The organism is Mucilaginibacter sp. (genome assembly GCF_039925265.1).
In the GTDB taxonomy this organism is placed as follows: Bacteria; Bacteroidota; Bacteroidia; order Sphingobacteriales; family Sphingobacteriaceae; genus Mucilaginibacter.
The window spans coordinates 1-22,319 of the sequence record NZ_JBDSZG010000007.1; the positions used below are offsets into that span (position 1 = coordinate 1).

21 protein-coding genes and 5 tRNA genes are annotated in these 22,319 nt (G+C 42.8%); 1 reads left to right on the top strand and 25 read right to left on the bottom strand.

All coding sequences use genetic code 11. From position 1 onward, the window contains the following. Positions 1-259: 259 nt before the first annotated feature. The 24 genes from rfbA to rpsU all read right to left on the bottom strand — a co-directional run bounded on the left by rfbA (position 260) and on the right by rpsU (position 20,083). On the bottom strand, positions 260-1,123 hold the full coding sequence (gene rfbA, locus ABIX36_RS01245; protein WP_348080350.1) for a glucose-1-phosphate thymidylyltransferase RfbA: 864 nt from the start codon (positions 1,121-1,123) through the stop codon (positions 260-262). 13 nt (positions 1,124-1,136) lie between these two features. After that, on the bottom strand, positions 1,137-2,000 hold the full coding sequence (gene rfbD / locus ABIX36_RS01250) for a dTDP-4-dehydrorhamnose reductase (RefSeq protein ID WP_348080351.1): 864 nt from the start codon (positions 1,998-2,000) through the stop codon (positions 1,137-1,139). 56 nt (positions 2,001-2,056) lie between these two features. Next, the gene (locus ABIX36_RS01255; protein ID WP_348080487.1) at positions 2,057-2,992 is read right to left on the bottom strand and encodes a GDP-L-fucose synthase; all 936 of its coding nucleotides are present in this window, start codon (positions 2,990-2,992) and stop codon (positions 2,057-2,059) included. Positions 2,993-3,029: 37 nt separating this feature from the next. Beyond that, on the bottom strand, positions 3,030-3,413 hold the full coding sequence (locus ABIX36_RS01260; RefSeq protein ID WP_348080352.1) for a four helix bundle protein: 384 nt from the start codon (positions 3,411-3,413) through the stop codon (positions 3,030-3,032). Between the two features lie 76 nt (positions 3,414-3,489). Beyond that, positions 3,490-3,810 carry a DUF3467 domain-containing protein gene (locus ABIX36_RS01265; RefSeq protein ID WP_348080353.1) on the bottom strand — a complete coding sequence of 107 codons (321 nt, stop codon included), beginning with the start codon at positions 3,808-3,810 and terminating at the stop codon, positions 3,490-3,492. Between the two features lie 66 nt (positions 3,811-3,876). Continuing rightward, positions 3,877-8,163, bottom strand: coding sequence for a DNA-directed RNA polymerase subunit beta' (gene rpoC, locus ABIX36_RS01270; RefSeq protein ID WP_348080354.1), 4,287 nt, complete (start codon positions 8,161-8,163; stop codon positions 3,877-3,879). 114 nt (positions 8,164-8,277) lie between these two features. Then, positions 8,278-12,081, bottom strand: a complete 3,804-nt coding sequence (rpoB, locus tag ABIX36_RS01275) for a DNA-directed RNA polymerase subunit beta (protein WP_348080355.1) — start codon at positions 12,079-12,081, stop codon at positions 8,278-8,280. Between the two features lie 204 nt (positions 12,082-12,285). After that, on the bottom strand, positions 12,286-12,669 hold the full coding sequence (gene rplL, locus ABIX36_RS01280) for a 50S ribosomal protein L7/L12 (RefSeq protein WP_128531929.1): 384 nt from the start codon (positions 12,667-12,669) through the stop codon (positions 12,286-12,288). Positions 12,670-12,730: 61 nt separating this feature from the next. Further along, positions 12,731-13,249, bottom strand: a complete 519-nt coding sequence (gene rplJ, locus ABIX36_RS01285; RefSeq protein WP_348080356.1) for a 50S ribosomal protein L10 — start codon at positions 13,247-13,249, stop codon at positions 12,731-12,733. Between the two features lie 2 nt (positions 13,250-13,251). Beyond that, positions 13,252-13,950: a 50S ribosomal protein L1 gene (gene rplA, locus ABIX36_RS01290; RefSeq protein ID WP_128531931.1), complete on the bottom strand. Its 699-nt coding sequence runs from the start codon at positions 13,948-13,950 to the stop codon at positions 13,252-13,254. Positions 13,951-14,009: 59 nt separating this feature from the next. Then, positions 14,010-14,450, bottom strand: a complete 441-nt coding sequence (rplK, locus tag ABIX36_RS01295) for a 50S ribosomal protein L11 (RefSeq protein ID WP_348080357.1) — start codon at positions 14,448-14,450, stop codon at positions 14,010-14,012. 192 nt (positions 14,451-14,642) lie between these two features. Next, positions 14,643-15,185 carry a transcription termination/antitermination protein NusG gene (gene nusG, locus ABIX36_RS01300; protein WP_191188543.1) on the bottom strand — a complete coding sequence of 181 codons (543 nt, stop codon included), beginning with the start codon at positions 15,183-15,185 and terminating at the stop codon, positions 14,643-14,645. Positions 15,186-15,198: 13 nt separating this feature from the next. Then, positions 15,199-15,393 (bottom strand): preprotein translocase subunit SecE, encoded by a 195-nt coding sequence (gene secE / locus ABIX36_RS01305; RefSeq protein ID WP_348080358.1) that lies wholly within the window; start codon positions 15,391-15,393, stop codon positions 15,199-15,201. 17 nt (positions 15,394-15,410) lie between these two features. Further along, positions 15,411-15,481: transfer RNA gene (locus ABIX36_RS01310), tRNA-Trp, on the bottom strand. A 123-nt stretch (positions 15,482-15,604) separates the two neighbouring features. Beyond that, the gene (gene tuf, locus ABIX36_RS01315) at positions 15,605-16,792 is read right to left on the bottom strand and encodes an elongation factor Tu (protein WP_128531935.1); all 1,188 of its coding nucleotides are present in this window, start codon (positions 16,790-16,792) and stop codon (positions 15,605-15,607) included. Positions 16,793-16,855: 63 nt separating this feature from the next. Further along, positions 16,856-16,927: transfer RNA gene (locus tag ABIX36_RS01320), tRNA-Thr, on the bottom strand. Between the two features lie 94 nt (positions 16,928-17,021). Further along, positions 17,022-17,094: transfer RNA gene (locus tag ABIX36_RS01325), tRNA-Gly, on the bottom strand. Positions 17,095-17,181: 87 nt separating this feature from the next. Then, positions 17,182-17,262, bottom strand: a tRNA-Tyr gene (locus tag ABIX36_RS01330). Between the two features lie 68 nt (positions 17,263-17,330). Beyond that, positions 17,331-17,403 (bottom strand) — tRNA-Thr (locus ABIX36_RS01335). Positions 17,404-17,749: 346 nt separating this feature from the next. Beyond that, a complete protein-coding gene (locus ABIX36_RS01340; RefSeq protein ID WP_348080359.1) occupies positions 17,750-18,172 on the bottom strand; it encodes a putative toxin-antitoxin system toxin component, PIN family in 423 nt (140 codons plus the stop codon). A 3-nt stretch (positions 18,173-18,175) separates the two neighbouring features. After that, complete coding sequence (locus tag ABIX36_RS01345; RefSeq protein ID WP_348080360.1) at positions 18,176-18,403, bottom strand: hypothetical protein; 228 nt, start codon at positions 18,401-18,403, stop codon at positions 18,176-18,178. A 128-nt stretch (positions 18,404-18,531) separates the two neighbouring features. Continuing rightward, positions 18,532-18,879 (bottom strand): ribosome-associated translation inhibitor RaiA, encoded by a 348-nt coding sequence (gene raiA, locus ABIX36_RS01350; RefSeq protein ID WP_348080361.1) that lies wholly within the window; start codon positions 18,877-18,879, stop codon positions 18,532-18,534. Positions 18,880-18,891: 12 nt separating this feature from the next. Then, entirely contained in the window at positions 18,892-19,800 is a 909-nt protein-coding gene (locus tag ABIX36_RS01355; protein WP_348080362.1) for a tyrosine-type recombinase/integrase, read from the bottom strand. Positions 19,801-19,891: 91 nt separating this feature from the next. Continuing rightward, positions 19,892-20,083, bottom strand: coding sequence for a 30S ribosomal protein S21 (gene rpsU / locus ABIX36_RS01360; protein ID WP_128531938.1), 192 nt, complete (start codon positions 20,081-20,083; stop codon positions 19,892-19,894). A gap of 151 nt (positions 20,084-20,234) precedes the next feature. Between rpsU and ABIX36_RS01365 the strand changes: the two genes are divergently transcribed. Next, positions 20,235-21,551 carry a HAMP domain-containing sensor histidine kinase gene (locus tag ABIX36_RS01365; RefSeq protein ID WP_348080363.1) on the top strand — a complete coding sequence of 439 codons (1,317 nt, stop codon included), beginning with the start codon at positions 20,235-20,237 and terminating at the stop codon, positions 21,549-21,551. Here the strand turns inward: ABIX36_RS01365 and ABIX36_RS01370 are convergent. Next, positions 21,541-22,278 (bottom strand): hypothetical protein, encoded by a 738-nt coding sequence (locus ABIX36_RS01370; RefSeq protein WP_348080364.1) that lies wholly within the window; start codon positions 22,276-22,278, stop codon positions 21,541-21,543. The genes ABIX36_RS01365 and ABIX36_RS01370 overlap by 11 nt on opposite strands. Positions 22,279-22,319: the final 41 nt, after the last annotated feature.

Genomic DNA, 22,319 nt, shown 5'->3' on the forward strand with positions numbered 1-22,319 from the left:
TTTGGTGGGCACTTTTAAGCCTATCGGAGCCTTTGAAAGCAGGTGAATTTTACTATTCTTAAAATCGTATACCTAGGCCGTATAGCTCAGTTTATGGTTATCAAAGTCCTCGTTGTGCAACGGCCACACCCGGCTTGTGGCCAGTTAGCAGAGCAGCGTTGTTTTTACTCTGCACAGTTTACATGATGGCTACCTTCCATGTGGGCCACAAGCCGGGGACGCTTGCGGCGGCGGCTTTACTGCTAACCGCCAACCGACCCTATTGATTCAACAGACTTTGCAAGTAAGCACCATAACCGCTTTTGATGTATTTCTGCACCAAAACCTTCAATTGCTCATCATCAATAAAGCCCATCGCATAGGCAACCTCCTCAATACACCCTATTTTGCGCGACTGGCGTTTTTCTATCACACGTACAAATTCCGTAGCATCGCTTAAAGAATCAAATGTGCCGGTATCTAACCAGGCGGTGCCGCGGTCCATTACGCCTACTTTTAGGTTGCCTTGTTCCAGGTAAACACGGTTAACATCAGTTATTTCATATTCGCCGCGTGGGGATGGGGCAATGTTTTTGGCTATCTCCACTACGCTGTTATCGTAGAAGTATAAGCCAGGTACAGCGTATTTGGATTTTGGCGCTGTTGGTTTCTCTTCTATTGATACGGCGCGGAATTCTGAGTCAAATTCTACCACACCATAGCGCTCCGGGTCGGCAACGGGGTAAGCAAATATGGCAGCGCCATCTACATCGTTAAAGCTCCGTATTAGCTTACTAAAGCCCGAACCGTAGAAAATGTTATCGCCTAATACCAGAGCTACTTTATCCTTACCAATAAAATCGGCACCAATAACAAAGGCCTGTGCCAATCCGTTTGGTGTTTCTTGTATAGCGTATTGGAATTTACAGCCCAATTCTTCGCCGGTGCCCAACAAGCGCACAAAACCGGGGTTATCTTCAGCGGTGGTAATAATGAGGATCTCGTTGATACCGGCCAGCATCAATACCGATAGCGGGTAGTAGATCATCGGCTTATCATAAATAGGCATCAGTTGTTTACTAATTGCCTTGGTGATAGGATAAAGCCTTGTGCCCGATCCGCCTGCTAATATGATACCTTTCATGGTTGTGATGTACTTAGTTTTGTTTTTTAATTTGAACAATGCAAACCTGCAGGCTCTCCCTCCAATACGGAACTTCGATGCCGAAAGTTTTCTTTATTTTAGTTTTATCCATTACCGAATACGGCGGCCTAACTGCTCTGGTTGGGTAATCACTGGTTGGGATTGGGATAACCTTTACCTGGGTGCCGGCAATTTCAAATATCGCCTTGGAGAAATCGTACCAGGATGCTATCCCTTCGTTGCTGTAATGGTAAATACCGTAAGCGGTACTGCCCGATTGGATGATGGTGATGATGCAATCTGCCAGGTCGATAGCGTATGTTGGTGTACCCGCCTGGTCGGCAATTATTTTTAGTTCGGGGCGTTCGCTGCCCAGTCTCAACATTGTTTTAACGTAGTTGTTCGCAAATTCCGAATAAAGCCATGCCGTGCGAACGATAAAGTATTCATTCAAAAGAGGTGGGATAACTTTCTCGCCATCCAGTTTGGTTTGGCCGTAAACACTGATGGGCAGGGTTTCATCATCCTCGTTTAATGGCGACGAGATATCCCCCTTAAATACAAAATCTGTAGAAACCTGGATCAATTTTGTGCCGTGTTCTCCACACAATTTGGCAATGTTCTCTACCCCCGTTTTGTTGATCTTTTCGGCAAGCTCAATGTCGTCTTCGGCTTTATCAACCGCGGTATATGCAGCGCAGTTAACGGCATAAGCTGGCTTGTATTTAGCGAAGAGTTTCCCTAAGCCTTCAACATCCAAAATATTAGCTTCAGTCTCATCCGGGAAAATAAAGAAGTCGAGCCCTTTATCCGCGGCTAATTTTTTAAAACATTGCCCTAACTGGCCCGAAGCGCCGAATATGATGGTTTTACTCATTTATATTAATTTGTGTTAGCGCTGTGCTAACATATTTTGGTGTAATATTGTTTGCCTTACCGCTCAACATGCTTTATTAAAAAATCCTCGTATGCCAGGCGGATACCGTCTTCTAACTGCGTGGAGTATTTCCAGCCCTTTTCGGCCAGCTTGGTTACATCCATTAGCTTGCGCGGAGTACCGTCGGGTTTGCTGGTATCAAAGTCTATATTGCCCTCGTAACCGGTTACCTTTTTTATTAACAGTGCAAGGTCTTTGATGGTAATCTCGGTGCCGCTGCCTATGTTTACCAGGCCGGGCTCATCGTAATTCTGCATCAGGTAATAGCAGGCTTCGGCCAAATCATCGGCAAACAAAAACTCGCGCAGCGGCGTGCCTGTTCCCCAAATGGTAACTGTTGGTAAATTCTGCTCCTTAGCCTCATGAAACCTGCGGATCATGGCCGGCAACACGTGCGAATTTTGCGGGTGGTAATTATCGTTATAGCCATACATGTTGGTAGGCATTACCGATATAAAGTTGCAGCCATATTGCGCACGGTATGCATCGCACATTTTGATGCCGGCAATTTTGGCTATGGCGTATGGTTCGTTAGTTGGTTCCAGCAAACCAGTCAATAGGTAATCTTCCTTCAACGGCTGTGGGGCCATTTTTGGATAGATACAGCTGGAGCCCAGAAACATCAGCTTTTTAACCCCGTTTAAATAAGAGTTATGAATAACGTTGTTTTGGATCTGCAGGTTTTCGTACAAAAAATCGGCGCGGTAGGTGTTATTGGCTACTATACCACCAACTTTTGCTGCTGCCAAAAAAACGTAATCGGGTTTTGTAGCGGCAAAGAAAGCGGCCACCTGTTGCTGGTCGCGCAGATCTATCTCAGCAGAAGTTCTTAAAATAAAGTTGGTGTAGCCCTCTGCCTGCAGCTTGCGGTGTATAGCAGAACCCACCATCCCACGATGCCCGGCGATATATATTTTAGCTTGTTTGTTCATTGGTTCATTAGTCATTGGTTCATTGGTGTGTTAGTCACTATTGATAAAGCTTCTTTTCACCGGGTTTGCCAATAAATTTTATGCATGCGTTCAACTTAATATGAATGGTTTCAAGCTTTTCATACAGTTCGGTGAACTGTTCTTCGCTTATTAAATTTCTATACCTCGCTTTTTTAAGCCAACTCTTCGTTTCTAACAATGAGCCGCGGCTAAAAAAGCAGAAATTTCTATTCTCTTTGTAATGATAGCGCCCATATCCTTCGGCGATATTTGCCCCTATCGAATCGGCGGCCCTGGTGAATTGTTTGCCTACAGTATCCCGCGCAAAAATCTCCCATTTTATAACAGCATCCCAAATCTCATTGCCAAAATGATCGGCTAACTGGTAAACTTCTAAATCTTCCAGGCGATGGTAACTCATTGTTAAGATTTTATTTAGCCGATGCTTATCCAACTATGCACCAATGAACTAATGAACCAGTGAACTAATGAACCAATTAAGCCTGCCCTATAGGTCCCCCGAAGGTGATAGGGAAAGCGCCGCCAGTTGGATCGTTGCCTATTTTGATGCGACCATTTACGGCCTCAAATTTCTCTATGTTGTCCTCAAGCGCGGTTAGCAGCCTTTTGGCGTGCTCGGGCGTTAGTATCACGCGCGATTTTACTTTTGCCTTTGGGATACCCGGCATTACGCGGATAAAATCGAGTACAAACTCCGAACTGGAATGGGTGATTATAGCAAGGTTTGCGTAAACGCCCTCTGCAACTTCTTCAGAAAGCTCAATGTTTATCTGGTTTTCGTTTTGTTGTTCTTCCATGGTACTAAAATAGCAAAGCCTTCCATTTTCATAGAAGGCTTTGCAAAAGTATTTAAAAAAATCTGATTAAGCTTCTACTTCCTCAGTTTTTGAAGCCATCAGGCGATCAAATTCTTCCTGAGAACCTACGCGGATATTTTCGTACTCGCGTAAACCCGTACCGGAAGGAATTAAGTGACCAACAATAACGTTCTCTTTCAAGCCCAGCATGTTATCTTTCTTACCTGCTATGGCTGCTTCGTTCAGTACTTTTGTAGTTTCCTGGAACGATGCCGCTGAAATAAACGATTTGGTACCTAACGATGCTCTTGTGATACCTTGCAGCATCGGGCTCGAAGTTGCAGCAATTGCATCCCTTACCTCAACCAGTTGCGCATCCTTACGTTTCAGGATAGAGTTTTCGTCGCGTAGTTTCCTTAAAGATACGATCTGACCTACTTTTAAGTTGGTTGAATCACCTGATTCGGTTACAACCTTCTTATCAAACATCTCGTCGTTCTCTATCATAAAGTCCCAGCTATCAACTGCTTCCCTTTCAAGGAAACGGGTATCACCTGCGTCTTCAATGGCAACTTTCTGCATCATCTGGTGAACAATAACCTCAAAGTGTTTATCGTTGATCTTCACACCCTGTAAACGGTAAACCTCTTGTATACCGTTAACCAGGTACTCTTGCACGGCCGCAGGGCCCTTAATAGCAAGGATATCTGCCGGAGAGATAGAACCATCAGACAATGGCATACCTGCTTTAACAAAGTCGTTATCCTGTACAAGGATGTGTTTAGATAAAGGCACCAGGTATTTTTTAACCTGGCCATCTTTACTTTCAATAGTGATCTCGCGGTTACCACGTTTCACGCCACCTAAAGTTACCACACCGTCAATCTCGGTTACTACCGCAGGGTTAGATGGGTTACGTGCTTCGAATAACTCGGTTACACGTGGCAAACCACCTGTAATATCTCGCGTTTTACCGGTTGAACGAGGAATTTTAGCAATAACTTGTCCGGTTTGCAGTTTTTCACCTTCTTCAACAGAAATGTGGGCACCTACCGGGATGTTGTATCCTTTAATGATGTTACCTTTTGTATCCGCTATCTGGATAACAGGGTTTTTTGTTTTATCCCTGGTATCAATAATAACTTTCTCACGGTGACCTGTTTGCTCATCAGATTCCTCGCGGAAAGTGATGCCTTCCAATACCGCCTCAAAAGTGGTGATACCGGCAAACTCTGATATGATAACCGCATTGTACGGATCCCATGAACAGATACGGTCGCCTTTAGTGATCTTCGCACCATCTTTTACATACAGGTATGAACCGTATGGAATGTTGTTGGTAACGATAACCTTGTTGCTACCCGCTTCAATGATGCGGAACTCGCCAGAACGGCCAAGTACCACTTCAACAGTTCCTTCATCGTTTTTGTAATCAACCGTACGTACGTTCTCAAATTCAATGATACCATCAAACCTTGCGTTTATCTGAGATTCAGCCGCGATGTTTGATGCGGTACCACCCACGTGGAATGTACGCAGTGTTAACTGCGTACCCGGCTCACCGATAGACTGTGCTGCAATTACACCCACTGCCTCGCCTTTTTGCACGCGTTTACCGCTTGCAAGGTTACGGCCGTAGCATAATGTACAAACACCTCTACGGCTTTCGCAAGTTAATACCGAACGTATTTCGATACCTTCTAAAGGTGAGTTCTCTATTTTCTTACCAATTTCTTCGGTGATATCAAGCCCTGCAGATACCAACAGTTCGCCGGTAATAGGGTCATGAACATCATGAAGGGTTGTACGACCCAAAATACGATCGTATAATGGCTCAACAATATCTTCGTTATCTTTTAATGCTGTTGTGTAGATACCTCTTAAAGTACCGCAATCTACCGAACCAACGATCATATCCTGCGCAACATCATGCAACCTACGGGTTAAGTAACCAGCATCCGCTGTTTTTAACGCCGTATCTGCCAAACCTTTACGCGCACCGTGGGTAGAGATAAAGTACTCTAATACCGACAAACCTTCTTTAAAGTTAGAAAGGATCGGGTTTTCGATGATCTCACCACCCGAGCCTGATTTCTGTGGCTTAGCCATCAAACCACGCATACCTGCAAGCTGACGGATCTGCTCTTTAGAACCACGCGCACCAGAGTCAAGCATCATATAAACAGAGTTGAAACCCTGGTTATCGTTGCTCAGGATGTTCATCACATTCGCGGTTAAACGGTTGTTGATACGTGTCCAGATATCGATGATTTGGTTATAACGCTCGTTGTTGGTAATGAAACCCATGTTATAGTTACCCATAACATCTTCCACTTCTTTAGAAGCCTGGGCAATCAGTGTCACTTTTTCCTCAGGGATGTTGATATCCTTCAGGTTAAATGATAAACCACCCTGGAATGCCATCTTAAAGCCTAATTCCTTAATATCATCAAGGAATTGTGCCGCGCGGGCCATACCGGTGTTTTTAACAACCTCGCCGATAATATCACGAAGCGACTTTTTGGTCAGCAATTCGTTGATGTAACCAACTTCTTCGGGCACGTGCTGGTTAAATAACACGCGGCCTACAGTAGTGTCAATTATTTTAGAAACGATGATGCCATCGCGTTCTTTAATTTTTCCTTTAACCTTGATAAAGGCGTGCAGGTCAATTTTTCTTTCGTTATAAGCGATAATTACCTCTTCGGCAGAATAGAAAGTTAAACCTTGTCCTTTTACAATACGTCCTTCATCTGTTTTACGGCCTTTGGTTATGTAGTACAAACCAAGCACCATGTCCTGAGAAGGTACTGTAATTGGGGTACCGTTGGCAGGGTTTAAGATGTTGTGCGATGCAAGCATTAATACCTGGGCTTCCAAAATTGCTGCGTTACCAAGTGGTACGTGCACAGCCATCTGGTCACCGTCAAAATCCGCGTTAAAGGCGGTACAGGTTAACGGGTGCAATTGTATAGCCTTACCCTCTACCAATTTTGGTTGGAAAGCCTGGATACCCAGCCTATGCAGCGTAGGCGCACGGTTTAGTAATACAGGGTGGCCTTTTAATACGTTTTCCAAAATATCCCAAACTAAGGGGTCTTTACGGTCAACAATTTTCTTGGCAGATTTTACTGTTTTAACCACACCACGCTCAATCATCTTGCGGATGATAAATGGTTTGAATAATTCAGCAGCCATATCCTTTGGTAAACCGCACTCATGCAATTTAAGGTTAGGGCCTACAACAATTACCGAACGTGCAGAGTAATCCACACGTTTACCCAGTAAGTTTTGACGGAAACGGCCTTGCTTACCTTTCAGGATATCTGAAAGTGATTTCAATGCACGGTTACCTTCAGTTTTTACTGCGTTAACTTTACGTGAGTTATCAAATAACGAATCCACAGCTTCCTGCAGCATACGTTTTTCGTTACGTAAAATCACTTCCGGTGCTTTGATCTCGATCAAACGTTTTAAACGGTTGTTACGGATAATTACACGGCGGTAAAGGTCGTTCAAATCGGAAGTAGCAAAACGGCCACCTTCCAATGGTACCAATGGGCGCAATTCTGGTGGGATAACCGGAACGATCTTAACGATCATCCACTCAGGGTTATTCTCAATCCTTGTTTTAGCGTCACGGAAAGCTTCTACAACCTGTAAACGTTTCAAAGCTTCGTTTTTACGTTGCTGTGAAGTTTCGTTTGCAGCCTGGTGGCGCAGGTTGTATGATAACTGGTCAAGGTCAAGGCGTTTCAGAAGATCTTCCAAAGCCTCGGCACCCATCTTAGCTACAAATTTCTGTGGATCTTTATCATCCAGGTATTGGTTTTCCTTTGGTAAGGTATCCAATATATCCAGGTATTCTTCTTCGGTAAGGAAGTCCATTCTGGAGATTCCATCGCCTTCTTTAATACCCGGCTGTATAACTACATATCTTTCGTAATAAATGATCAGGTCGAGCCTTTTGGTTGGCAAGCCCAACAGGTAGCCAATTTTGTTTGGCAACGAGCGGAAGTACCAGATATGCGCAACAGGCACCACCAAATTGATGTGGCCCATACGCTCACGGCGTACTTTCTTTTCGGTTACTTCAACACCGCAACGGTCGCACACGATACCTTTGTAACGGATACGTTTGTATTTACCGCAATGGCATTCGTAATCTTTTACCGGACCGAATATACGCTCGCAGAACAAACCATCGCGCTCAGGCTTGTAGGTCCTGTAGTTGATGGTTTCCGGTTTCAAAACTTCACCGCTCGAACGCTCAAGGATAGATTCCGGAGAAGCTAAACTGATCGTAATTGTGGTGAAATTACTTTTGATTTTATTATCCTTTTTGTAAGACATAGTCTCCTTTGTTTTTTGTTGTGAAAGTTATAAGGGTTAGAAATGTTGTAAGGGTTGTAAAGGTTTGCAGCGTCAACTACTTCAACCTTTACAACCTTTTAAACTCTTTCAACCTTATTCTAACGTGATATCCAAACCTAAACCTCTTAATTCATGAACCAATACGTTGAATGATTCCGGAACTGATGGTGTTGGCAGATTTTCACCTTTAACAATAGCTTCGTAGGTTTTGGCACGGCCGATAACATCATCCGATTTAACGGTTAATATCTCCTGCAGTATGTTTGATGCACCAAATGCTTCCAGTGCCCAAACCTCCATCTCACCAAAACGCTGACCACCAAACTGTGCTTTACCACCCAATGGCTGTTGTGTGATAAGAGAGTACGGCCCGATAGAACGTGCGTGCATCTTATCATCAACCATGTGACCCAGTTTAAGCATGTAGATAATACCTACAGTTGTCTGTTGATCGAAACGATCGCCGGTTAAACCATTGTAAAGGTAAGTACGGCCCGATTCTGGCAAGTTTGCTTTCTTAACCCACTCTTCCACTTCGGTATGGCTTGCACCATCAAAAATTGGAGTAGCGAATTTAATGCCCAGCTCTTTACCAGCCCAGCCTAATACGGTTTCGTAGATCTGGCCCAGGTTCATACGTGATGGTACACCCAGTGGGTTCAACACAATATCAACCGGTGTTCCGTCTTCCAAGAAAGGCATATCCTCGTCACGTACAATACGTGCAACAATACCTTTGTTACCGTGGCGGCCTGCCATTTTATCACCCACTTTAAGCTTACGCTTTTTAGCGATGTAAACTTTAGCCATTTGTACAATACCTGATGGTAACTCATCACCCACGCTGATCGCGAATTTATCGCGGCGGTAAGCGCCAAGTTCTTCGTTCACTTTAATGTTATAGTTGTGAAGCAAAGTTTTTATCTGGTCGTTTTTATCGTCATCAGTGGTCCACTTGGTTGGGTTGATGTTCTCGTAGTGCAGTTCAGTCAGTATTTTCTGAGTAAATTTAACACCTTTAGCTACATACAACTCCTTGTAAACATTGTAAACACCTTGTGATGTTTTGCCGTTCACGATCTCAAATAACTTCTCGATGAGCGTGTTTTTAAGATCTTTTACAGCTTTATCATGTTTTATATCAAGCTTCTCTATCTGTGCTTTTTCTTCTGCCTTAGTAGTCTTTTTAGCACGGCTGAATAATTTGGTATCGATAACAACACCCGCTATAGACGGCGGAGTTTTTAACGATGCATCTTTAACGTCGCCTGCTTTATCGCCAAATATGGCACGCAGTAATTTTTCTTCCGGTGAAGGGTCAGATTCGCCTTTAGGGGTGATCTTACCGATCAGGATGTCGCCTTCTTTAACCTCGGCGCCAACACGGATGATACCGTCTTCATCCAGGTCCTTAGTAGCTTCTTCAGAAACGTTAGGGATATCTGGTGTTAACTCTTCTTCACCACGTTTGGTATCGCGTACTTCAAGCTCAAACTCTTCAACGTGCAATGATGTAAAGATATCCTGAGACACAACGCGCTCAGATATTACAATCGCATCCTCAAAGTTGTAACCTTGCCAAGGCATGAATGCCACTTTAAGGTTACGACCCAATGCAAGCTCGCCGTTTTGTGTAGCGTAGCCTTCGCAAAGCACTTCACCTTTAGTAACCCGCTGGCCTTTTTTAACAATCGGCTTTAAGTTGATGGTAGTGCTCTGGTTGGTTTTCTTGAACTTAGTTAACAGGTAACTGCGTGTATCGCCATCGAAAGAGATCAAACGATCCAAATCGTTACGGTCATATCTAATTTTGATCTCGTTAGCATCAACATACTCAACCACACCATCGCCTTCGGCGTTGATAAGGGTACGAGAGTCTTTTGCTACACGGCCTTCCAAACCTGTACCTACAATTGGCGCCTCAGGGCGTAACAATGGTACAGCCTGGCGTTGCATGTTCGAACCCATCAGGGCACGGTTAGCATCATCATGCTCTAAGAACGGAATCAATGATGCCGCGATAGACGTGATCTGGTTTGGAGCGATGTCCATCAGATCCAGTTTTTCCGGGTCGATAATAGGGAAGTCACCTTCAAAACGTGCTTTTACTTTTGGTAAAGCAAATACACCTTTATCATCATAATGCGCGTTGGCCTGGCCTATGGTTTTACCATCTTCATCTTCAGCAGATAAATAGATAACGGCCTCATCAACCTGTACCTTACCGTCAACCACACGTTTGTACGGAGTTTCGATAAAGCCTAAGTTGTTAATCTTGGCGTGTACGCAAAGTGAAGAGATCAAACCAATGTTCGGGCCTTCCGGAGTTTCGATAGTACATAACCTACCGTAGTGGGTGTAGTGTACGTCACGAACCTCGAAACCGGCACGCTCACGTGACAGACCGCCGGGCCCAAGGGCTGACAGACGACGCTTGTGCGTGATCTCTGCCAGTGGGTTGGTTTGGTCCATAAACTGTGACAACTGGTTTGTTCCGAAGAACGAGTTGATCACCGATGAAAGTGTACGCGCGTTGATCAGGTCGGTTGGTGTGAACACCTCGTTATCACGAATGTTCATACGCTCGCGGATGGTACGTGCCATACGCGCTAAACCTACACCAAATTGTGCGTACAGCTGCTCGCCAACAGTACGAACACGACGGTTGCTCAAGTGATCAATATCATCCACCTCAGCTTTTGAGTTGATTAATTTGATCAGGTACTTAACAATCGCGATGATATCCTGCTTGGTTAAAACCTTAGTTTCATCAGAGGTGTTCAGCTTTAATTTACGGTTGATGCGGTAACGGCCCACATCGCCCAGGTCATATCTTTTATCAGAGAAGAATAAACGATCGATGATACCACGTGCAGTTTCCTCATCAGGTGGTTCGGCGTTACGCAATTGTCGGTAGATATGCTCCACCGCTTCTTTCTCCGAGTTCGAAGTATCTTTTTGTAACGTGTTATATATAATAGTATAATCACCGCTGGTGGCAGCATCTTCCTTGTTCAGGATGATGGTTTTAACACCTGCATCAATGATCATATCAATATGGTCGTCTTCCAAAACGGTTTCGCGCTCAAGGATGATCTCGTTACGGTCGATAGATACCACTTCACCGGTATCCTCATCCACAAAATCTTCTACCCATTTTTTAAGCACCCTTGCAGCAAGTTTACGACCGATGAATTTCTTCAGGCCGCTTTTGCTAACTTTTACTTCATCAGCCAGCTCAAATAATTCTAATATATCTTTATCAGAATCATAGCCAATTGCACGAAGCAAGGTTGTAACCGGGAATTTCTTTTTACGGTCAATGTATGCATACATCACGTTGTTAACGTCTGTAGCAAACTCAATCCACGATCCTTTGAACGGGATAACGCGGGCAGAGTATAATTTTGTACCGTTGGTGTGGCGGCTTTGGCCGAAGAACACACCTGGCGAACGGTGTAACTGCGATACAATTACACGCTCGGCACCATTAATAACAAATGTACCTTTAGGTGTCATATAAGGGATGGTACCCAAATAAACATCCTGTACAATGGTTTCAAAATCTTCGTGCTCAGCATCGTTACATGATAGGCGAAGTTTTGCTTTTAATGGCACACTGTAAGTTAAACCGCGCTCAATACACTCGCGTATATCGTAACGTGGCGGATCAATAAAGTAGTCAAGAAACTCTAAAACGAAGATGTTCCTTGAATCTGATATTGGAAAGTTTTCGGCAAATACTTTAAACAACCCTTCTTTGTAGCGGTTGTCTGACGTGGTTTCCAATTGAAAAAATTCCTGGAAAGATTGTAACTGAACATCCAGAAAGTCGGGGTAATCAAGTACCTTTCTGCTGGTTGCAAAGTTTACTCTTTGGTTATTATTGTTTGCCAAGGTATTATAATTTTAGTTTATTAAACCTATATTTTGATATGAGATACTTTGATAATAAGATTTAAGGCTGACGTGTAAACTCGTGCATTGTATGAACGCAAGAATATCATATCTCATATCCCGCGCCAAAAATCTAACGGATATAAACAGCAATAGACCCCGACCTAAACGGTCGGAGTCTGATGCTATTTGGTGTAGGTTAAATTATTTAACCTCAACTACTGCTCCGGCTTCCTCTAATTGTTTTTTCAGAGATTCAGCTTCTTCTTTAGTTACGCCAGTTTTAACCTCTTTAGGTGCACTGTCAACTAAGTCTTTAGCTTCTTTCAAACCTAAGCCTGTAAGATCTTTTACTAATTTAACAACTGCTAATTTAGCGCCACCTGCTTCTTTCAGGATAACGTCAAATGCAGTTTGAACTGCCTCAGCAGCTGGAGCGTCATCGCCACCAGCAGGAGCAGCAGCAACAGAAACAGCTGCAGCAGCTGGCTCGATACCGTACTCATCTTTTAATATCTGAGCTAATTCGTTTACTTCTTTTACTGTTAAGTTTACCAACTGTTCAGCAAACGCTTTTAAATCCGCCATTTTTATTTTAATTTTTACTTAATGCTTTTTTGTTTAAATCGAACTTTAAATGAGGTGTTCGTTAACCTCTTTCCTGTAATGTTTTTACAACACCTGCCAGTATATTTCCGCCTGATTGTAATGCAGAAATAACGTTCTTTGCCGGTGATTGCAGTAAGCCTACTATCTCGCCAATCAATTGTTCTTTTGATTTTAGCTTGGTCAGGGTATCTAATTGGTCATCACCAATAAATATCGCTGAATCAATATATGCTGCTTTTAAAAGTGGTTTATCACTTTTTTTCCTTAATAGTTTGATCAACTTGGCCGGAGCGGTTGCTGATTTAGAAAAAAGGATTGATGATGAACCTTTTAATACATCATATATCGGGCTGAAATCGCCGCCGGCTGCTTCCATAGCTTTTTTGATCAAGCTGTTTTTTGCTACCTGCATGGTGATATCAGCATCAAAGCACTGGCGACGGATATTGTTAACTTTTGCAACCGTCAGATCAGAAGTATCAGTAATATAGAAATTACCATACTCTTTCATCTGCTCAGTAAGAGCAAGAACCAAGTCGTATTTTTCTTCTTTATTCATGATTAAATTCCCGCTACTGATTTAGTTTCAACTGTTATACCCGGCGACATGGTTGAAGAGATATGTATACTCTTAAAATATGTACCTTTTGCTGCTGATGGTTTTAATTTAGAGATTGTTTGCAATACTTCTAATGCATTCTCGTAAATTTTATCGGCAGAGAAAGACGCTTTTCCTATTGAGGTATGGATGATACCGGTTTTATCAACCTTGAAATCGATCTTACCGCCTTTTACCTCAGTTACAGCTTTACCAACTTCTGGCGTTACTGTACCTGATTTAGGGTTAGGCATTAAGTTACGTGGACCGAGAATACGACCCAAACGACCAACTTTAGCCATAACACTTGGCATGGTTATGATAATATCGACATCGGTCCAACCACCTTCAATCTTGGCAATATATTCGTCCAAACCTACAAAATCCGCACCTGCATCTTTTGCTTCTTGTTCCTTATCAGGAGTACAAAGCACTAATACACGTACAGTTTTACCGGTTCCATGAGGTAAGGTTGCAATACCACGCACCATTTGATTGGCTTTACGCGGATCTACACCTAAACGTACATCAATATCAACAGATGAATCAAACTTGGTTAAGGTTAATTCCTTCACCAAAGCTGATGCTGCTTCTAATGAGTACGATTTGTTCGCCTCAATTTTGGATAGTGCCGCTTTTTGATTTTTTGTTAATCTTGCCACTGTCTTAAACTGATTTGTATAAATTAATTAATTTTTTGATCCCGATGTTCCAGATCAATTTAGTTCCAGGGAGCCGTACCTGATACGGTGATTCCCATACTGCGGGCAGTACCTGCCACCATTTTCATGGCTGATTCTACTGTAAATGCATTCAAGTCTACCATTTTATCCTTGGCAATAGTTTCAACCTGTTCCCAATTTACATTGGCAACTTTCTTACGGTTGGGCTCTGCCGAACCACTCTTTAAGCCTGTTGCTTCTAAAAGCTGTATAGCTACCGGAGGGGTTTTGATAATAAATTCGAAAGACTTGTCGACATAAACAGTAATAAGCACCGGCAACACTTTACCAGGTTTATCCTGGGTACGTGCGTTGAACTGCTTGCAAAACTCCATAATGTTCACACCTTTTGCACCCAATGCAGGGCCAATTGGTGGAGATGGGTTTGCAGCGCCGCCCTTTACCTGTAGCTTTACCATCGCACCGACTTCTTTTGCCATTTTACTTTGTTTTAATTATAACTCAATGTTAGTAAGTGGAAGCTAAGTAACATTTAAGATTGTGAGTGGTGAGTTGTGAATAGTAAGTTGTTACTCGTTCAAAACCTCAACACGTATTATATATTTTTATTATCTGGATTTTGGGGCCGGCTGCAAATGAAACTCGCTACTCACCACTTCCTACTCACCAAACTATTCTTTCTCTACCTGCATGTAATTCAATTCAAGCGGCGTACGGCGCCCGAAAATCTTTACCATTACCTTTAGTTTCTTTTTCTCTTCGTTCACTTCTTCAATCACACCGCTAAAGCCGTTGAAAGGCCCGTCCATTACTTTAACGTTTTCGCCAACGTAATACGGTACATTCATGGTTTCGCCCTGTGCGCTCATCTCATCAACCTTACCTAAAATACGGTTAACTTCTGCCTGGCGAAGTGGGATAGCATTACCTTGCTTATCGCCAAGGAAACCAATTACGCTGTTTATGTTTTTAATGATGTGCTCCAATTCGCCATCAAGCGCAGCTTCCATCAATACATAGCCCGGGAAATAGTTGCGCTCTTTAGCGATCTTCTTCCCGTCGCGCATTTGGTAATATTTCTCTGTAGGGATCAATACCTGCGGTACAAGGTGAGTAATGCCTAAGCGGTTTACTTCGGCATCAATGTATTGCTTTACCTTTTTTTCTTTACCGCTGATAGCCCTTACTACGTACCATTTAGTTTGATCGCTCATCTATTATATATAATTAGGCTAACGATGTGTAAAACTGATTAAGTACATAACCGATGATCTGGTCCATACCAAAAATCACCATAGCTATGATCATAGCAGCTACCAATACCAGTACTGCACTGCTTTGCAGCTCTTTCCATGTTGGCCAGGTTACTTTCTCGGTCAACTCGATGTATGATTCTTTTATATACTCAGCTACGCCAGCCATATTTATTAATACTTAAGCACGGGAACAAGGATTCGAACCCTGATCAAAGGTTTTGGAGACCTCTATTCTACCGTTGAACTATTCCCGTGTATTATTAAATCTCCCTGAAGAAATTTGTGTGTTACTTATATTGTGAATAAAGTACCGAAGCTAAAGCTCCGGTACTTTACACAAAAATTAACCGTTTTGCTACCCATTTAAGGGTAAGAAATTATTTTAAAATTTCAGTTACCTGGCCGGCACCTACTGTTCTGCCACCTTCACGGATAGCGAAACGTAAGCCTTTTTCCATTGCGATAGCGTTGATCAACTTTACAGTGATTGTAACGTTATCACCAGGCATAACCATTTCTACACCTTCTGCCAGGCTGATTTCGCCTGTAACGTCTGTTGTGCGGAAATAGAACTGAGGACGGTATTTGTTAAAGAACGGCGTGTGACGGCCACCTTCAGCTTTTGATAATACGTAAACCTCTGCTTTGAAATCTGTGTGTGGGTTAACTGAACCTGGTTTGCAAATAACCATACCCCTGCGGATATCAGTTTTTTCAATACCACGTAACAATAAACCTACGTTATCACCAGCTTCGCCACGATCTAAGATCTTGCGGAACATCTCAACACCAGTTACGGTTGATTTTAAGTTTTCAGCACCCATACCAAGGATGTCTACTTGCTCACCTGAGTTGATAACACCACGCTCGATACGACCAGTTGCAACAGTACCACGACCAGTGATCGAGAATACATCTTCAACAGGCATCAAGAAAGGTAACTCAGTTAAACGCGGAGGGATAGGGATGTAGCTATCTACAGCATCCATCAACTCCATAATTTTGCCAACCCATTGTGGATCGCCGTTCAAACCACCTAAGGCCGAACCTTGAATAACCGGGATATCATCACCTGGGAAATCGTAGAACGATAATAGTTCGCGGATCTCCATTTCTACTAATTCTAATAATTCTGGATCATCAACCATATCCACTTTGTTCATGAATACAACCAATGAAGGTACACCTACCTGGCGAGCCAAAAGGATGTGCTCACGAGTTTGTGGCATTGGACCATCTGTAGCAGCAACAACAATAATTGCACCGTCCATCTGAGCCGCACCAGTAACCATGTTTTTCACGTAATCCGCGTGACCTGGACAGTCAACGTGAGCGTAGTGACGGTTTGCAGTTGAGTACTCAACGTGCGCTGTGTTGATAGTTATACCACGTTCTTTTTCTTCAGGAGCTGAGTCAATTGAATCGAATGAACGAGCTTCTGATAAACCTGCATCAGCTAATACTTTAGTGATAGCTGCAGTAAGGGTTGTTTTGCCGTGGTCAACGTGACCGATAGTACCGATGTTTAAGTGCGGTTTACTGCGGTCAAATTTTTCTTTTGCCATGATTTATATTTGTTTGTAGGTTAATTTATACTTTAAAATGTATTATACTGTACTAATATAATGAGCCAACAATGGGATTTGAACCCATGACCTCTTCCTTACCAAGGAAGTGCTCTACCCCTGAGCTACGTCGGCTTTTTGTTCATTGGTTCATGTATTCATCAGTTCATTGGTCTTATATAATTAGTTACTAATGAACCATTGAACTAATTAACCATTGAACCAACCGAGCGGAAGAAGAGGTTCGAACTCTCGACCTATAGCTTGGAAGGCTATCGCTCTACCAACTGAGCTACTTCCGCAAAATAATTAGTGAATGAGTGAGTTAGCGAATTAGTGAATTGATCTCTCAATATTCACTCATTCGCTAACTCACTAATTCACAATTGTGGGGGGAGAAGGATTCGAACCTTCGTAGCCGAAGCAGCGGATTTACAGTCCGCCCCATTTGACCGCTCTGGTATCCCCCCAATTGTTGATTCCGGGAATTAATAATGTTCAAAGTTGAAGCTAAACACTACACTCCCGAAATAAACAGAGCCTCCTATCGGGATCGAACCAATGACCTACTGATTACAAGTCAGTCGCTCTACCAGCTGAGCTAAGGAGGCTTAATTGTTACCAATTCATAGTACTCACCTGTAGCTTTCCCAAAATTGGCGGCAAATTAATATTGCGCTATTTTTTATTTTAAAGAACCATTCCCTTTCCTTCGATTGGCTGCGTTAAAAGCCTCTCTGAAACGGATTGCAAATCTACAAAAATTTAAAGCCCCACAAAATTATTTTTCAAAAAAAATATAGAGGCTTAAAACACACGGAATTAATTAAATTTTAGCTTTGTAAACGGCCCCAATGACTATTGTAACCGCGCCTCAAAAGCACCCTTCTACTGAATACGATGAGATGATTAGCATAAAAAATGCGTTTTTGAATAGTGATCCGTGAATTACTTTTGCTAATCGACCACGCCAGCATCTAACAACTGCTTAAATTGAGCAACCTTAAGCAAAGTAACGGAGGGAAAGGGAATCTGCCTTAATATCTCGAAGTGCTTATCCTCGGAAACAATATAATCAGCATTGGCGGCTACTGCGCAATCAAAAAACTTGTTATCGTCCGGATCTTTTTCAATTATATTCCATTCATAGTAGCGAATGATCTTTACTACGTTCGTCTGCAGCATAATTTGTGTGAGGGTGTGCTCTGCGTCAACCACCGAAAAAAATCGCTCCACTATTTCCGCATACTCGTCAAGTATATCAGTAGTAATACATAATTTATACTTGCTCTGTAAAAATGACTTCCACACCCAATGATAAGGAGAACGACGGGAGATACTTGCAACAAGCACATTGGTATCTAAAACTATGCGCAACATAAATTACCGCGCTTTTCGCGAATGGCCTTGAAGCATGTTTTCAAAATCGCCTTGTTGATACCCTTTTTCGGTAACAGTTTTATCTAAATGCTTTTGCATTTTATCACTGTTAAACTCCACCAATAAACGTCGCAGATCTTCCAGGTCATCTTCGTCATATTGCTCCTTAACTATTTGCAAAACCATAATTTGGGCATCGCTTAATGGCTGTGCTTTAATTGCATTTTTCATAACAAAATAATTACTTAACAAATATAACAATTTATACTTTAAGGTATTTGCGTGTTGTAATACCCACAAAAAAAATCGGCAGGTTCTCACCTGCCGATCCCGGAAATTATAGCTTCCTTTTTATAATGTTAAAAATCGTCTTCTGCCGGCAACAGTACTGCTTTTTTAGCAGCTTCGGCAGCTATCGCTTTTTTAGTTTTATGCTTCTCTATCTGCATGCGCAGGCTTTCTACCACGGCATCTGTAGCCTCTTCAAAAGTTTTACACATCTCTTTGGCAAAAATCTGGTTGCCCGGCAACAGCAGTTTTATCTCCGTTATCTTATTTGCTTCGTCTTTTACATTCTCCAGTTTTAAATAAACCTCGCCACTAATAATGTGGTCGTAAAATGTCTCCAGCTTGTCAACCTTTTTTTGGATGAAATTCAGCAATTTCTGGTCTGCTGTAAAGTGAATTGATTGCACTGTAATTTTCATTTTTCCTCCTTTTTAACCCTTTGGATGGGCTTGTTTGTAAATAGACTTTAAACGTTCAACTGAATTATGTGTATAAATTTGGGTTGCGCTTAGGTTAGCATGGCCCAAAAGTTCTTTAATGGCGTTCAGATCGGCGCCGTTGTTTAATAATGTTGTAGCAAAGGTGTGCCTCAGTACGTGAGGGCTCTTTTTGTTCTGGGTTGATATGTTGGAGAGGTATTTCTGCACTATTAAATAAATAAGCTTCGGATATACGTTATCGCCTTTAGTTGTAACGAGAAAAGTTAAGGAATTGTTATGAAAATTTTCACTTTCCTTTGCCGCTATGTAGGCTTTCAGTTGGGTTACCAGCTCGTTATTGAGGGGTATTATCCTCTGCTTGTTGCGTTTACCTAAAACTTTTATGGTGTTTTCGTAAAAATTTATATCTGATTCTTTTACGCCCACAATTTCGGCGAGGCGCATCCCGGTACCAAAAAGGAGTTCGATAACGGTTTTATCGCGGATGCCTTCAAAATCATCAGAAAAAACAGGCAGCTGCTCCTTATCCAGTTTACCGTCGAGCATATCTGTCAGCTTTTTGCTTTCCACCACGCTTGGCAAATTCTTTGGGGCCTTAAGCGCGGTGAGGCGCGATGTGGGGTTCGCCTTAATATCCCCCTCCTGCAGTAAAAATTTGAAGTACTTGCGCAGGGTGGCCAGCTTGCGGTTTACGCTGCGTGGGGCAAGGGTTTCATCAGCTACCATCCAGTTACGGATATCGTGATGGGTAATTTCTTCAGGGTGTGTGATGGTTGCTTCTTCGTCCGGAGGGTTCAGAAAACGCATGAATTGTTCCAGGTCCGACTGGTAGGCGGATACAGTGTGCGGCGAGTACCGCTTTTCGTACTGTATATACTGTATGAACTTGCCTAAAAACATAAAAACTATTTATACACCTCAAGAATTGAAATGTACAAATAGTTTTTTTATGTTGACAAGAAAATGTTTAAAATTCTTTCCGTAGAAAAAATTAAACAGTTTCTATATTCATATTCTGCTTGTAGATGGCATGCTTAATTTCGTGCCTGCGAGTAATAGATTTCTTTTCGAAAGCCTGGCGACTGCGCAGTTCTCTTAATACACCTGTTTTCTCAAATTTCTTTTTGAAGCGTTTTAATGCTTTATCTAATGATTCGCCGTCTTTTACGTTGATAATGATCATAATCCCAAATACCTCCTTTCAGGGACGTCAAAGGTAGCAATTTGTTTTAAAATCTGAAATACAATATTTTAAATTATTTTACCCCCTAAAATCTCCATCCAAATCCCGTTTGTTATTATAAATTTGAGCAACTATTGAACCCTAAATCTAAATGTCCCCTGCTGTTATCCATCGTTTAAAAAGGTACCGTGCTATCGTCATCGGCGACCCGCAAAAGTTCTCGCTCGAAAGCAGAATATTCCATACGTTTTCCTTTTTTGTGCTGCTCATACTGGTATTTGAAGTATTCTTCAATATCTTCATACATATGTATGTTTCGGCAGCGCTGGCCTTTGGCGTGCTGCTTACGCAGAGCTTTTTTTATTACCTCTCGCGCAGCAAAAACAAACTGCAGCTTGCTGTGATCCTCTCGGCGGTTGAGGTTAACGTTATTAAAGGCTTTGGCTATTATTACAACGATGGTATAACGGGCGCTACCCTCCTGCTTTTCGCCGCGTCGTTATTTATACTGATGTCGGTATCGCATAAAAAACTCTGGCCCTTTCTGCTGGGCTTTAATGTATTGGTGGTGGTATCTGTTATTATAACAGAATATATAAACCCCGATGTTATTAAAAAACATTACGAAACACGCGGTGAGCAGTTTGCCGATAATATAGTATCGTACCTGGTTACAGTTATATTATTATACGTAGGCACTGCTGCCATACGGCAAAGCTACACGCGTCAAAAAAACCTGGCCGACGAGAAAGCTCTTGCGCTTGAATTGCTGAATGCCGAAAAGGTTAAGCTATTCTCTATCATAGCGCATGACCTGCGTACGCCGCTGGCATCGGTGCAGCAATATTTCAGCGTAATGTCTGAAGTAACTATAGACGCCCATGAGCGCGCCGAAATGGAGAAGAACCTGGTAGAAACCATTGGCAAAACGCAGGACCTGTTAACCAATCTGCTAAAATGGGCCAAAAACCAGATGGACGGCACAAGCGCGCATTTGCAGGCGGTGCAGCTAAGCTCGTACTTGCAGGAAACTACCGAACTGTTCCAAACCATTGCCATCAAAAAGGACATCACGCTCACCGCCACTGCCGACCAAACCGTCACCGTACGAGCCGACCCGGATATGTTGCAGATAGTGATCAGGAATTTGCTGAATAACGCGGTGAAATTCACCCAAAACGGCGGCCATGTAGAACTAAAGGCTGTAGCCGAAGGCAATAATTGCCTTATTTCGATAGCTGATAACGGGCAGGGAATCCCGCTAAGTCGGCAGGCTGATATATTCTCGATGAATACCACATCCACCCACGGCACCCAAAACGAGCAGGGCACAGGCCTTGGGTTGGTTTTATGTAAGGATTATACCGAACTGCAGGGCGGCCGCATCTGGTTCAGCAGTGTAGAAAAACAGGGCACCACGTTTTACATTTTGCTGCCGCTTGTACAGCTAAGGTTATTTACGGAGTAGTAAGCGGCTGCAGCGTGCGTCTATCCGCCGGCAGCGCCTGGAATTTCTTGTAGCTATCACTAACATACGCCACTAACGATTCGGCATTATTGCTGCGCAGGAAGGCGTAGGTTGGGCGGTATAGCGTGATAAAATTCTCCAGGTCCTGCCCTTTTAGCGGCACTAAACTGCCCACATAAGCTTTACTGAATACTTCATCCACATGCCGCTCCTGTGCCTCGCGCTGAAAGAATTTCTTTAACCGGCGAGCATCCTTCCCCTCTTTACTAAACCAGGTAGATGGCGAAAAAGCGTACACTTTACTCTTTTGATAAACATCGGGGTATTCTTTCCTTGGATCGAACGCAAGGCGGGTAGACCGTACATTCACCTGGTTCAGCGCAATAAATTGCGGACTCAGCATTACTTTCTTAGGGCGAAGATCTATCAGGTACAGTGTATCCGGGTTATAGCCGGGCGACGTAAAAATGAGGATATGCCCGGTAGCCGCTTTGATACTGAAATCGCCGTTTTTATCGGTCAGCGTTATCTGCTTATTATTGTTATCGCGGATGAATACGTTGTCGAGTTTTACATTGGTGCCGTTCTCATAAACCGTTCCTTTTAAAACCTCCTGTGCGCTGGCAAGGCCGGTCGCAAGCAAAATAACTGTTATAACGGCAAATATTTTTTTCATGGCGGCGGGTGTATAAGTGTTTAACTTGCTTATGGCAGTAAAGGTTTGCATTTTTAACAGTTAAGCAAACAAAAAACCCGGCTGTTAACCGG

What these genes read in the sequence shown, in the direction of transcription:
- rfbA (WP_348080350.1), bottom strand. Translation starts at nt 1,123, where the DNA reads ATGAAAGGTATCATATTAGCAGGCGGATCGGGCACAAGGCTTTATCCT.
- rfbD (WP_348080351.1), bottom strand. Translation starts at nt 2,000, where the DNA reads ATGAGTAAAACCATCATATTCGGCGCTTCGGGCCAGTTAGGGCAATGT.
- ABIX36_RS01255 (WP_348080487.1), bottom strand. Translation starts at nt 2,992, where the DNA reads ATGAACAAACAAGCTAAAATATATATCGCCGGGCATCGTGGGATGGTG.
- ABIX36_RS01260 (WP_348080352.1), bottom strand. Translation starts at nt 3,413, where the DNA reads ATGAGTTACCATCGCCTGGAAGATTTAGAAGTTTACCAGTTAGCCGAT.
- ABIX36_RS01265 (WP_348080353.1), bottom strand. Translation starts at nt 3,810, where the DNA reads ATGGAAGAACAACAAAACGAAAACCAGATAAACATTGAGCTTTCTGAA.
- rpoC (WP_348080354.1), bottom strand. Translation starts at nt 8,163, where the DNA reads ATGTCTTACAAAAAGGATAATAAAATCAAAAGTAATTTCACCACAATT.
- rplL (WP_128531929.1), bottom strand. Translation starts at nt 12,669, where the DNA reads ATGGCGGATTTAAAAGCGTTTGCTGAACAGTTGGTAAACTTAACAGTA.
- rplJ (WP_348080356.1), bottom strand. Translation starts at nt 13,249, where the DNA reads ATGAATAAAGAAGAAAAATACGACTTGGTTCTTGCTCTTACTGAGCAG.
- rplK (WP_348080357.1), bottom strand. Translation starts at nt 14,450, where the DNA reads ATGGCAAAAGAAGTCGGTGCGATGGTAAAGCTACAGGTAAAGGGCGGC.
- nusG (WP_191188543.1), bottom strand. Translation starts at nt 15,185, where the DNA reads ATGAGCGATCAAACTAAATGGTACGTAGTAAGGGCTATCAGCGGTAAA.
- secE (WP_348080358.1), bottom strand. Translation starts at nt 15,393, where the DNA reads ATGGCTGGCGTAGCTGAGTATATAAAAGAATCATACATCGAGTTGACC.
- tuf (WP_128531935.1), bottom strand. Translation starts at nt 16,792, where the DNA reads ATGGCAAAAGAAAAATTTGACCGCAGTAAACCGCACTTAAACATCGGT.
- ABIX36_RS01340 (WP_348080359.1), bottom strand. Translation starts at nt 18,172, where the DNA reads ATGTTGCGCATAGTTTTAGATACCAATGTGCTTGTTGCAAGTATCTCC.
- ABIX36_RS01345 (WP_348080360.1), bottom strand. Translation starts at nt 18,403, where the DNA reads ATGAAAAATGCAATTAAAGCACAGCCATTAAGCGATGCCCAAATTATG.
- raiA (WP_348080361.1), bottom strand. Translation starts at nt 18,879, where the DNA reads ATGAAAATTACAGTGCAATCAATTCACTTTACAGCAGACCAGAAATTG.
- ABIX36_RS01355 (WP_348080362.1), bottom strand. Translation starts at nt 19,800, where the DNA reads ATGTTTTTAGGCAAGTTCATACAGTATATACAGTACGAAAAGCGGTAC.
- rpsU (WP_128531938.1), bottom strand. Translation starts at nt 20,083, where the DNA reads ATGATCATTATCAACGTAAAAGACGGCGAATCATTAGATAAAGCATTA.
- ABIX36_RS01365 (WP_348080363.1), top strand. Translation starts at nt 20,235, where the DNA reads ATGTCCCCTGCTGTTATCCATCGTTTAAAAAGGTACCGTGCTATCGTC.
- ABIX36_RS01370 (WP_348080364.1), bottom strand. Translation starts at nt 22,278, where the DNA reads ATGCAAACCTTTACTGCCATAAGCAAGTTAAACACTTATACACCCGCC.